Source organism: Bacteroides rodentium JCM 16496 (assembly GCF_000614125.1).
Lineage (GTDB): Bacteria > Bacteroidota > Bacteroidia > Bacteroidales > Bacteroidaceae > Bacteroides > Bacteroides rodentium.
The window spans coordinates 47649-59536 of the sequence record NZ_BAKJ01000029.1 but is presented as its reverse complement, the minus strand read 5'-3'; the positions used below and the strand labels follow the sequence as shown (position 1 = coordinate 59536).

The 11888-nt window shown below is 43.2% G+C and carries 8 protein-coding genes and 4 pseudogenes; 1 reads left to right on the top strand and 11 read right to left on the bottom strand.

The window, feature by feature from the left end:
• Positions 1 to 66 precede the first annotated feature (66 nt).
• A pseudogene (locus JCM16496_RS21955) lies at positions 67 to 1279 on the top strand (IS256 family transposase).
• A gap of 208 nt (positions 1280 to 1487) precedes the next feature.
• On the opposite strand, the gene JCM16496_RS13490 reads toward JCM16496_RS21955, so the two are convergent.
• From JCM16496_RS13490 to JCM16496_RS13435, 11 genes and pseudogenes are all read right to left on the bottom strand, one after another.
• Positions 1488 to 2348, bottom strand: coding sequence for an energy transducer TonB (locus tag JCM16496_RS13490; protein ID WP_128809606.1), 861 nt, complete (start codon positions 2346 to 2348; stop codon positions 1488 to 1490).
• Positions 2349 to 2358: 10 nt separating this feature from the next.
• A complete protein-coding gene (locus JCM16496_RS13485) occupies positions 2359 to 3528 on the bottom strand; it encodes an immunoglobulin-like domain-containing protein (protein ID WP_025834924.1) in 1170 nt (389 codons plus the stop codon).
• Between the two features lie 2 nt (positions 3529 to 3530).
• Positions 3531 to 4010: an immunoglobulin-like domain-containing protein gene (locus JCM16496_RS13480; protein ID WP_025834923.1), complete on the bottom strand. Its 480-nt coding sequence runs from the start codon at positions 4008 to 4010 to the stop codon at positions 3531 to 3533.
• A 175-nt stretch (positions 4011 to 4185) separates the two neighbouring features.
• A pseudogene (locus JCM16496_RS24955) lies at positions 4186 to 4482 on the bottom strand (MobV family relaxase); the annotation flags it as partial.
• Positions 4483 to 4915: 433 nt separating this feature from the next.
• The gene (locus JCM16496_RS13470) at positions 4916 to 5752 is read right to left on the bottom strand and encodes a 23S rRNA (adenine(2030)-N(6))-methyltransferase RlmJ (protein ID WP_025834914.1); all 837 of its coding nucleotides are present in this window, start codon (positions 5750 to 5752) and stop codon (positions 4916 to 4918) included.
• 99 nt (positions 5753 to 5851) lie between these two features.
• A pseudogene (locus JCM16496_RS21940) lies at positions 5852 to 6075 on the bottom strand (winged helix-turn-helix domain-containing protein).
• A 631-nt stretch (positions 6076 to 6706) separates the two neighbouring features.
• A complete protein-coding gene (locus JCM16496_RS13455) occupies positions 6707 to 7606 on the bottom strand; it encodes a helix-turn-helix domain-containing protein (protein WP_128809609.1) in 900 nt (299 codons plus the stop codon).
• A gap of 156 nt (positions 7607 to 7762) precedes the next feature.
• Positions 7763 to 9071 (bottom strand): annotated as a pseudogene (locus tag JCM16496_RS13450) (DUF58 domain-containing protein).
• The gene (locus JCM16496_RS13445; protein ID WP_025834906.1) at positions 9068 to 10042 is read right to left on the bottom strand and encodes an AAA family ATPase; all 975 of its coding nucleotides are present in this window, start codon (positions 10040 to 10042) and stop codon (positions 9068 to 9070) included. Before JCM16496_RS13445 ends, JCM16496_RS13450 begins: the two are co-directional and overlap by 4 nt.
• 11 nt (positions 10043 to 10053) lie before the next feature.
• Complete coding sequence (locus JCM16496_RS13440; RefSeq protein WP_025834904.1) at positions 10054 to 11277, bottom strand: DUF4350 domain-containing protein; 1224 nt, start codon at positions 11275 to 11277, stop codon at positions 10054 to 10056.
• Positions 11274 to 11888 (bottom strand): DUF4129 domain-containing protein, encoded by a 615-nt coding sequence (locus JCM16496_RS13435; protein ID WP_025834902.1) that lies wholly within the window; start codon positions 11886 to 11888, stop codon positions 11274 to 11276. Before JCM16496_RS13435 ends, JCM16496_RS13440 begins: the two co-directional genes overlap by 4 nt.

Here is an 11888-nt window from a genome sequence, read left to right as displayed (position 1 = left end):
AGAGACCGTCATTTAAACTGTGTCAGCTAAATAATAATCATTAAATTTGCAACACAGTATTGATTTATGAGTAGCGAATTAGATTTTAATGAGCTACGCGCTCAAGTATTAGAAGAGTTAAAAGCAGGGAAGCCTCTGTTTGGCAAAGATGGTGCTTTTGCCCCCTTGTTGGAGAACATTCTCAATGCAGCCCTTGAAGGCGAGATGGATGCTCATCTAACAGAAGATTCCCGTCAAAACGGTAATCGCCGTAATGGCAAGATGCAGAAGCAGGTTCAAACTCCTGTAGGTGAGATTACTGTATCTACCCTCGTGACCGTGACGCATCCTTTGACCCTCAGTTCACCAAGAAGCGTGAAACTATGCTTGCCGAAGGTATGGCAGATAAAATTATCGGCTTGTATGCACTTGGCACCAGTACTCGTGAGATAGGTGATTGGATGGAAGAGAACTTGGGAAGCCGTGTATCTCCCGAGACCATAAGTTCTATCACGGATCGTGTACTTCCGGAAATAAAGACATGGCGTTCACGCTCTTTGGATTCTGTATACGCCATTGTCTGGTTGGATGCTATTCATTATAAAGTGATGGATGAGAAAGGCTGTGCGGTTACTCGTGCTATCTATAACGTACTCGGTATTGACAAGGATGGAAGAAAAGAACTTCTTGGTATGTATATCTCTAAAAGTGAAGGAGCTAACTTTTGGCTAAACGTACTTACAGACCTTCAGAACCGAGGTTTGAAGACATCCTTATAGCTTGTGTAGATGGCCTTAAAGGCTTCCCTGATGCTATTAAAAGTGTCTTCCCCGAAGCAAGTGTACAGCTTTGTGTCATTCACCAAATTCGTAACTCTATCAAGTATGTTGGCAGCAAGCATCAAAAGGAGTTCATGAAGGATTTGAAGCTTGTCTACGGTGCTGTAAGCAAGGAAGCTGCCGAAACCCAATTAGACAGCCTTGAGGCTAAATGGGGCGAACAATACCCCATTGTCATCAAGTCTTGGCGTGACAACTGGGAACAACTTACAGAGTACTTCCAGTACACTCCGATGATTCGCAAACTGATTTACACCACCAATACAGTGGAGGGCTACCACCGCCAGATCCGCAAGGTCACAAAGAGCAAAGGTGTCTTTCCTAATGATACGGCACTTGAGAAACTTGTCTATCTCGCGTACCGTAACATTCGGAAAAAATGGACCATGCCGTTAGCTAATTGGGCTACCATATCACAACAATTGGCAATAAAGTTTGGAGAACGTTTTCGATTGTGGTAACTTTGTCGCTCGTCGGGACGGGTGCTCCCGCCCCTTGCCGCTAGGGCGTTCCCCGAGCGATGAGTTTTAAACTAAGAAATTAACCCGTGACACAGTTCATCTGACGCCCCCCAAAATCAAACAATTCAGAGCGCAGCTGAGAGGCGTTGTTGACATTCCTTTTTTCTTGTATAGGCTAACCAAATTATATGCATAACCCCACAAGGTTTTACGGCTGACCCCATATAGCATCTTTATATTCACCTTTTCCGCGATGATGTATTGCTGGTGTCCATCTTGGCATATTTTTAATTTTCCGTATTACTTGTTCATCCCATTGTTGTACTCCGCAGCTTCTTAGCACTTTCGCTTCTTTTATTTCTCCGTATGAATCAATATGTATTTTGTATATTCCTTTGGCTTTTTGCAACTCGTCTAATAAACTGGCATCATATGTGAGATTTTGATAAATATAATTTTGAGCCGACCAAAGTGTTCCGTCTTGGAAGTTCGCTTGTTCTTCCCATTCCACGAAGCAATGCTTTAATTCTTCTTCCTGTATACTATCGGCTATTATTTTATCTCTATACCGTTGTGGTAAGAATGGAATATATACCGTATAAAAACATTCTATCCGCTTGTCGTTCTTATCTCGGCATGGCAAACAATGAGGAAGTTCTTTAATGAGCCTAACAGCTTCCTTACCAAAATCTTTATGGGTTGTAGCTAATATATTGATGGCGCGTGGCAGTCCTAATGTATCGAGGGAAAACATGACGACAGAATACCCTGCTTGATTCTTCGCTAATAAATGCTTTGGATATTTCATTTGAGAAATAAAATACTCTTCCAAATCACAATTCCATTTTGCCCATTTGGGAGCTTCTATCGTTGACAGGTCTTTAATAGGCTCTCCTGTTATTTTTGCCACACCAAGATTCCAAATGTTCTCTTTACGCCAAATACTGTCTAAATGTGCTTCCATATTCTCATGCAAAGAAACACTATCAGCTTTATTATTTTGCCCTTTTAAAGTAATGGAAGGATAGAAGCAAAGTATAAACAATATAAAAAACAGTGATGGTTTCATGTTGTTGTTTTTATTCAATCTTAAATTCTGCGCCCATAAACCACTTTTGAGAAGAACCTATGAAACCTATTTCTTTGACTACTTTATAAATCCCTGGCTTGTTGTCGTTAACAATCGGGCGAAGTCTTGCAGTAAACAGGTATGTACCTCCTTGTCCCAAACCATGCCCAAGGTCATTCCATGCACCGCCATCGTGAAGTAATATCCAACGGTTTCCTTCTTTACGTGCTACATTGTATCGTTCTCCAAAAAATAAGTCTTTTGAATTTCCATTGGCTAATTCCACTGATATAGTTTCAGTTCCCACAGGATAAACGGAATGCTCGGTTTGCATAGTTATCCGCATAGTATCAGAAGATGTCGGTTGAATAAAAGGTATGTCTTGCTGTATCTTGCCATGACTGACTGCCGAATAGCTTACAACTCTTCTTCTGAACATTTCCTGATAACGTGGTGTATTATTCATCAAACTCACAAAAATAGTATCTCCATCATCATTTTGTATCCAAGTGGAATGGATGTTTCTTGCGGTTGTGTCATTGGGCGTTTTTGCATTTTTATCCCAATAACCATCAATCTGTTGGCGAAGTTTTTTTACTCCTTTTTTATCAACTAACTCAAATTCAGCATAAGCAACTTTGGAGTTCCTGTTGAACGCTTTGTAAATGCGGTATTTGCCTGCACGATTAGGAACTTCGGAAGTATATAGCTTGATTGTCTGTCCATGGGTTGGATATTCTGGCTGTAATATCCAACCTATATCTTCAATGACTGGGTCGGTTGGCAATGTTTCCCATTGTCGTTTTTCATTATTGTAATAGGCAAGGCTGTAATCATTTCCGCATATATACTCTTGTTGGGAATGACTGGTAACGGTTACTTTCACTTCTGTTGTTGATAGTGGATAATAATCGTATTCTGTCTGCATGGAAAGTAAAACGGGGCTGATAGCTTCTCCCGTTGGAATATCACGGGGAACGGGTTGCAGAACAAAAGATGTTGTTCCCGATGGTTGTTCTTGTTCTTCTTCCGTTGGAACTGGTTCAGATTTAAGAACACTGTCAGGATGCAATTCTTCTTGCTGTGGAATACTGTCTGTTTCAAATTCTTGCCCTTTCTTGGAAGTAGTAGAATGGCAAGAACTAAGCAGTATTAATGATACGAGTAATAAATGTTTCATGGTTACTTTATTTCAAATTCGGTATTTAGTTTAATCTTTTCTCCATTATTCCATAAAGATATAGAAATACGATATTTCCCGATAGTTATATCATAATAACTAATAGGAAACCTAAAACAGAGAAAATCACATGCTGGGAGCAGTATTTCATCATCAAAGAAAAATATATTTTCTTTCATCTTGGGTTTTACCCACTGACCATTTTCCCACTTTTCTAAAATCCAATATCTACCACAACTCAGGGAAAAGTTCTGAGGATTTAATACAACAGCAAATATCTCATTGCTTTTTACAGTGTAATATCTTTGTAGGGTTTGCATCCTAATGGCAGTACCTAATGAATAAACATCTATAAGTTCAGCCATGCCTCTACAATCCGGTATATCTGTGCTGGCTGCTTCATTATTTTTGCTTCTTTTTGTGGATTCATTTGTACACCCTATAATGAAACAACAAAGAAAATATAAAAGTACTATTTTCATAGTTTCAAATAATTTATTACAAACAATATATCTACAAAAATAATAAAAGTGCAACTCATTAACAATCAGAATTGCACTTTTATTTCCGTAAATCATTCAGTCAAACCATTTTCTGATAAAGGCTTTCAAGTAGAAGCTCTTATTGTAAATCGTAGTTTGCACATTGGTGCTATTTCTACATTCTCAACCCCTTTCTCGGTTCTTCTTTTTGGGTGTGGCTTACACCCAGTTTCTCTTTAAGTTCTTGGAACTTCATCTTGAACCATTCCAGTATCGGTATACCATCAATGCACAGTCTGAATTTCCCAGTCTATTGCGGATTTTTCTCTATGGTTGCCGTTGAGTGTTCCGTCTTGAATTCCTTTCCATGCTCCCTTGAATAGAGCTTTCCCCTGAACCCTACAGGCTTGAAACATACGAGCCGCCTTGTCATTTCATCCGTAAATCCCATTTCCCTGCATTGGTCGGCCAAATACTGTAGTGTACAAGAAATTAGCAAGCAAATAATAGTGTTAAATATGGCTCTATTATTTTATTACTCTATGATAAACACCTATCTTTGCATCAACTCAAAACAACCATCGCAACACCAAGCAATTAAGCGAATTGCACACGTGGCACTGGCTTATCCGTTGGACCAATGCAATCATAATATAAGAAATGGGCCATTGACTCATAGGTTATAGGGATTGAAAGACAATCCGCATTCTTTACAAAGAATGCCGTTTCAAGAAACAGTCATATACTGAACCCTATTCAGTCGTATAGTGAATTAGGTTCAGTATACGACTGAATAGTTCAGTATACGACTGAGTGTAGCATATTCAATAAACACTGATAATCAGAGCTTTGCAAAACACCGTCATATATTCAATAAATACGGACAATAAGCAAGTTGCAACAACTTAAAGCAAATCATTATACAAACTCCCATCGCCATCTTTATACCGGATATTTTTATAAATATCGACCAATAATCTGCTAAAGGTTAGCAGCAGGCTATTTGATTTCTCAGACAAATTAGAAGCAAGAAGCCCACTTCCCAAGATGCCAGGGTTACATACGACAGTATCTTTTTCAATACAGTTCATTATCAGTTCAGAACCCACTACATTAGTGGCACCCAATTCCCGTAGATGGGCAACCATATATTGATTCAGCAACCGTTTTTCGTCTAATGTCATAAACCCATACCATAGCAGACATTTCATACCTAATCGGGTTGCTTGAAGAAAAACATCAAAATAAGTATGTCCGCCAGTTCCCATTTTATCTATTTCATAAGGATCTATATGAAGAAAAGATTGTTTAGGAAGCTCCGGCAATAACTCCATGACACTTTCTGTTGAATCACAATTCCGCAAAACAATCCTATTATCCAAATGCTCCCGCCTTGCAAACTCAAAAACATTATCCAATGATTCCCTCTCCAAATCAAAAAAATAATATTTACGATTCAACCCTAATGCTTTCATTGCCAGTGCAGGAGAACCATAATAGCAATTCTCTCGAAAGGCTTCACTTTCTAACCTGAAATAAAAGGAATCTCTCAATTCCTTGTCGGCCGTTCGTAAAAAATGGCAAATACCATAATCCCTCTCCGGTATACGTTCCAATCGATATACCGCACAAGCCGAATTTGTGTCAATATACACTTTCGGTTGTTCATTGCAAAGCACCTCGCCTAATACAAGATGCTTAAACACATCCGCTTGTTTTCCATAATGAGTATATGCTTCCATTTTATCGTTCCCATTGATATTAGGCAATATTAAAAAAAAGACCGCCCTGCCCCTAATATGACGGTCTTTTGATAGTATGACAAGAAAGTAAACAAGGAATCAACCGAAACTAAAAGAAACATGTTCTTCGTCAGAAACCTCTATCAAGCCATTCTTGCGTCGTATGCAGACTTTGTTTTCACGCGCAAGCCAGCCTATGGCCAACGCCGTGCTTTCCACACTCAGATTCAACTCCTTGCAAGTTCAGGAATTGAAATCTTCTCACTCCCATTCAGGGCATGCCATACAGCTCCTGCGTTGGCACCAACAATACTCTTATCCATAATTTTTCAGATTAATATAATTACATTCATGTTCAATAAACCTATAAGCGTTGCCTCCCAAACAAGACACGACGACCATGCGACTCCCACAAGGAAGCCGATACAGATATGACAATCATGTAAATAACAAGACGTTACTTACATGTCAAACAAAGGATACTTCTTTTCGGTGGACCGCCAATGTTTGATGAGGACATTCGAGAAGAAAACGGGAAACGCAACTTGTTTTTTTACCATATCGTTTTGGTTGTACTGGCTTGTGCCCTATATGCAAACCCGTTAATGTGAAAAAGCGGAAGGGCATTAGCTTGTTTTTAAGTGAGGGAGTCGAAGCCCTTAGTACAAACAGGAAACGCCCCCCACAATTTTTGTAAGGTTGAACGTAAGGCTGTTTTTGTGTACTTGTTAATGAAATTTCGACTTTTCCACTTATACAGAAATCAGCTAAACGCTTTTCTAATCTACTATGTAAAGAAACTCATGTCATTGATTGACGAGACAAATATAAGATTTATTCTGTTAAAACAAACATGAGATGTCATTTTTTTTATCCTAAAACATTAAAAAGACGAAAAATTGAAGGCTTTAGGCAAAATACATAACAAACATACTCTGTAGAAAGCTCCTAAACTTAATTCTGCGAGTATCTGTACTCATTCGGTGCAACTCCCGTGACTTTCTTAAACACCAGGCTGAAGTACTGCACACTCGGATACCCCAACCTACGCGCCACAACGGCAGGCGTATTGTCTGTTTCCAGTAGCATCCTCTTAGCCATACACAAACACTTGAGCTGAAAATGTTCAGCCAATGTCTTGCCGGTTTCAAACTTCAACAAATCGTCAAAGTAGGCCGTTGAAAGGCTTAGCTTCCCAGCACAGTCTATGGAAGTAGGCCGCTTGCCCTCCTGCAGCTTGCCGGAAGTGATATACCCGTCAAGTATCTCTTCCAGTTTTTCCAGAATCATCTTGTTCTTATTCTCGCGAGTAATGAATTGCCGTTCATAATAGCGCGAGCAATAATCCAGCAACAATTCGATGTGACGGGACAGAATGGTATTGCTGTGCGTATCGATGGAGTGATGAAGTTCATCCTCAATATTCTCAAGGCAGCACGTCACCTTGGCCATTTCGCGCTGTGACAGATGCAATGCTTCTTCCTTGCGGTAGAAAAAGAAAGTATAGTTATCGATATGACTCTTCAGTGTAGTGCAAAGCAATAAATCGGGATGGAATGCCAATAGCCAGCCTTTGTCCGGAAACGTATTGTTCTTGTTCATCCGGAATATCTCACCGGGTGTAAGAAATACCATCGTAGCATTGGAATAATCATAATATTTCCGTCCGCAGCAGTCACAATCCCCTTCACAGTCCTCAATCAGCAGGATGGCATAGAATTCAAACTTCACAGCATCCTGATACACACTAGGATTTTCCAGATTAATAATGCTTACCTGAGGATGTAACGTTTTACATCCCAGGCATCGGTTGCATTCACATACTGTCTTTATGTCCAATGTATTGTCTTTCATCACCTATAAAGTCATTCTCATTATTGTAATTTCAGATATATAAAATCTTAAGGATATGTTTTCCACACCTTCACAATATCCCAATTACAAAATTAGAGGAAAATCCAGACATCTTCACTACCCTTATTACGGATTATATAACCTTAGTTACTGTTTTTATATCTGGCTACGTGACTTCATCTCCAGATACTTGTTTATCACGTCCACAGAAAGATTTTCCGGTGTAGTCAGCACGGAACTGATGCCGTGCTGCTTCAAGGTGGAGACTATCAGCCGTTTCTCGAATACAAATTTCTCGGCAATGACATGGCGGTAATACCCTTCCGTATTCCTCGCAGGAGTGGCGACGTACTCTTTCAGAGCGGCATCTTCGAAGAAGATGACCAGCAACCGGTGCTGGCGGTTCAACTGCTGCAAATAAGCCAACTGACGGTTCAAGCTGCCGATGCCTGAAAAATTGGTATACAGCACCAAAAGACTGCGTTTGTTGACGCGCTTGTTCAAATGTACGCACAATGAGGAAAAGTCGGTCTCCCCAAAAGTAGTCTGCTGGCTGTAAAGGTTCTCCAATAACGCCTGCATTTGTCCGGGCTGTCGGGAGGCGGGGATAAATGTATCAAAGTGCTCATTAAACGTCACCAGTCCGGCTTTATCCTCCTTCCGCATGGCAACGTACGAAAGAACCAGGGAGGCATTGATGGCATAGTCCAGCAAGGTCATCCCGCGAAATGCCTGCTGCATAATCCGCCCCTTGTCTATCACGTTATAGATTTGCTGGGAACGCTCGTCTTGATAGACATTTACCATAAGTTCGTGCTTCCGGGCGCTTGCTTTCCAGTTTATCGTGCGGTAATCGTCGCCTTTCACATACTCCTTTATCTGTTCGAACTCCGTATGATGCCCCACCCTGCGGATACGCTTGATGCCCAATTCCGTCAAGTTGTCACTGATGGCAAGCAACTCATACCGATGGAGCATCAGATAGGACGGATATATTGACATCCAGCGGAGCATCGCAAGTATATCTGCGGGAAAGCAATCCCATCCTGCCTGCCACAAACACCCGAATCCGTCCGAAAGAGTAAATCCCCCGCCGCGTGGGACGCAGATGATACGTAATCGTCCTGCCCTCATTCGCCTGGAGCCTCATCCGGAAATCAACATTCCGCAACTGGAATACAAAAGGAATCTCATCCACCACTTCCACAGCCACCGGATGCGGATAACTGCTCTCCACACGTATGTTCACGGCGTTTTCATCTCCGTTGGAGAAGCGGGTGGCACACTGGCGGAATGCCCGGATGCCGCGAATGCGATAGAGCATCACCCCATCCACCAGCACCGACACGACCAGGACAAAAAGCGCCCACTGCCCGATTGCAAAGAATGGAGCAAAGACGTACCCGATACCCATCAGCAGGACTATCAGAACAAGAACAATATAGAATCGGCGGCCCAGTCTCATTTCGGCACTTCCACCTTATCAATCAGCCGTTGCGTCACCTTTACCGGCGAATAGCCTTCCATCTCGGCTTCCGCTGTCAATATCAAGCGATGCTGAAGCACATACGGAGCAACGAACTTAATATCCTCCGGTGTCACAAAGTCGCGTCCCTGCAACAGTGCATAAGCCTTGGAGGCCTGCATCATTGCCACGGACGCACGCGGAGAGGCTCCTAAATACACAGCCTTGCTGGTACGCGTCTGCTGCACAATCAGCGCGATGTACTGAAGCAGCGTACGGTCTACAAACACGTGTTCCATCAGCCTGCGCAACGACAGCAGTTCTTCTTTTGTGAGCACAGGTGCCAGGCTCTCCAACTTCACCAGCGAAACATTGGTGTGGTGGCGCTCCAGGATGTCCACCTCCTCCTCCAACGAGGGATATCCCATGGTTATTTTCATCAGGAAGCGGTCCAGTTGCGCTTCGGGCAACTTATAAGTCCCCTCCTGCTCTACCGGATTCTGGGTTGCCAGAATCGTATAGAGTTCTCCCATCTGATGCGTGGTGCCGTCAATGCTGACCTGCCGTTCTTCCATAACCTCGAACAAGGCTGCCTGCGTCTTGGCAGGAGCGCGGTTTATCTCGTCCACCAGCACGAAGTCGGCAAACACCGGTCCTTGATGGAAGTCAAAGTCATTGTTTTTCATGTTGAAGACCGTAGTACCCAACACGTCACTCGGCATCAAGTCCGGAGTAAACTGAATGCGGCTGAAGTCTGCCTCAATCAAGCGTGCCACCAGACGGGCAAGCAGTGTCTTTGCCACCCCCGGCACTCCCTCCAGCAACACATGGCCGTTTGCCAGGACAGTCGTCAGTACCAGGTCCACTATCTGCTCCTGCCCCACTATGACCGTAGCAATCCGGTCCTTCAACGCTTGTATCTTCTCGGAAAAGAGAGTCAAGTCCACCCGTTTTTCTGTGTTCTCTTCCATAAATATCTTCTTTATATATGATTGATTATTTCATTCATTTTATCGACAAGCCGTTTCATCTCCTTCTCAGAGATGCTGCGCCCTCCGTACACCACCGGCCTCACCTCGCGGATGAACGCGGCTATTTCCCCCGCTTCCATACCCGTCTTCCGGGCAATCCTGCCGAAAGAGCGCTCATCCTCTGCCACTTCCTCCACATCCACTTGTATTTCCCTCCTCAGTTCCTCCGCAAAATAGAGATATTTCTTGCGGACTAAGTCAGCATGGTCCTTCTTCTGATAATAAAGAGTACCTATCAACTCTGCAAACTCCAAAGACTTATTTTCCGGTTCGCGGATAACTGGAATGGCGCGCTGCTTCCTGCGGGCTGTAAATATCATAAAGAGCAGGATGGAAACCATACTCAAGTACAATGCCCAGCGAAGCGGCGGCTGCGAAAGGAAATAGCGAAAAGGAGACATCTGTACCTGGGCTGTTTCTTTCATATAGCCTTCGGTACGGACAATGGGAAATCCACCCATCTGGGACAATATACGAAAAAGATAAGCCGCATTCTTCCCATCCAGCACACCATAGTTCGTAAAAAGCAGGGGAGTGGAAGCCAGTATAACCTCCCCCTTTCCCCAAGAAACTGACATGACAACCGGATGAGCAGCTTCTCCGGTAACAGTTTTTTCCGCCAACACTTTACTAGAAATGGAATCTGCAAAGAAATAAGACTGACAAAGTTGGGGATAGAAACAGAAAGTCTGCTGCGGATAAACCGCCGAATCCCCCACCCAGCACAAACTGTCTTTCGAGAGCAATGCAGTGGCATATTTTTTCAAAGCCGACGGACTGAAATAGGAATAGCTGCACTCAAATCCCAGCGTATCTTTCAAAATACGGCTGAAAGAGCTCCCCGCCAGCATAATCCGGTCTCCCCGTCCCGCCATCTTCAACATCGCCTCCACATCTACATCCGTCAAATGCAGGTTATCGGTAACAACCAGTATTCCGCGGCGGAGCGTCGTATCTTCCTGCTCCAGTTCATAAAAAGTCTTTCTCGACAACGAATATCCCTTCGGCAACGATGAAGACAGCAGGCTATCGAACACGGCACAGCCGAACGGTTGCTTGTCATAATGGCTGAACGTAGGGTTCCAGACAAACTTCTTTGGCAGACGGCACTCTATCGCAAACATCAGCACCAGAAAAGCAATGATACCGGCTATAAACCAATGGTTCCCCTTCATGCCATCCCTCCTTTCTCCACTTCTTTCTGCAAATCCCGCATCACATGGAACAATGTTTCGGTCGCTTCAAAATTTCCGTAACGTACCCGTAGAAAATGGTTGGTCATTTGGCGGAAAGCTGGCAGACGGACTTCATAGATATATTGTGTAGGCGTTTTATATAACTGCCAGTCTATACGTTTTCCATCGCTGAGCTGTTTCAGCGTCTGCAGATAGAGCAAACGTACCGCCTCCCGATAATCCGTACGGGCAAGCGCATCGGCAATTCCCCCCGCAAAATCCACTCCATAGATGGTATCCTCCCCCACTGTATAGGACAAGGTACTTTTGCGCGAACGCATGAACAGTTCCGGACGCTTCTTGTACACAAACCAGATGACCAATACCAGGATAAGAATGGCAATGCATATCAACACGGCCTCCGAATATTCTGCCACCAACGTATTCCCGAATATCTTGTCCAGCAGCTTGCCGAACCATCTGCTGAACCACTCAAGTACATTAATTTCGGGAGCTATCAACTCACGACTGTAAGCAAACGCCGGGTCGGACTGCCAAACGGCAACCTGTGCAGTATCACAAACCAGTGTATCAGCCGGAGCCATATTCAT

Excerpts from the sequence above, each read along its gene's own strand:
- JCM16496_RS13490 (WP_128809606.1), bottom strand. The coding sequence starts at position 2,348 with ATGAAACCATCACTGTTTTTTATATTGTTTATACTTTGCTTCTATCCT.
- JCM16496_RS13480 (WP_025834923.1), bottom strand. The coding sequence starts at position 4,010 with ATGAAAATAGTACTTTTATATTTTCTTTGTTGTTTCATTATAGGGTGT.
- JCM16496_RS13435 (WP_025834902.1), bottom strand. The coding sequence starts at position 11,888 with ATGAATATGGCTCCGGCTGATACACTGGTTTGTGATACTGCACAGGTT.
- JCM16496_RS13445 (WP_025834906.1), bottom strand. The coding sequence starts at position 10,042 with ATGGAAGAGAACACAGAAAAACGGGTGGACTTGACTCTCTTTTCCGAG.
- JCM16496_RS13485 (WP_025834924.1), bottom strand. The coding sequence starts at position 3,528 with ATGAAACATTTATTACTCGTATCATTAATACTGCTTAGTTCTTGCCAT.
- JCM16496_RS13455 (WP_128809609.1), bottom strand. The coding sequence starts at position 7,606 with ATGAAAGACAATACATTGGACATAAAGACAGTATGTGAATGCAACCGA.
- JCM16496_RS13440 (WP_025834904.1), bottom strand. The coding sequence starts at position 11,277 with ATGAAGGGGAACCATTGGTTTATAGCCGGTATCATTGCTTTTCTGGTG.
- JCM16496_RS13470 (WP_025834914.1), bottom strand. The coding sequence starts at position 5,752 with ATGGAAGCATATACTCATTATGGAAAACAAGCGGATGTGTTTAAGCAT.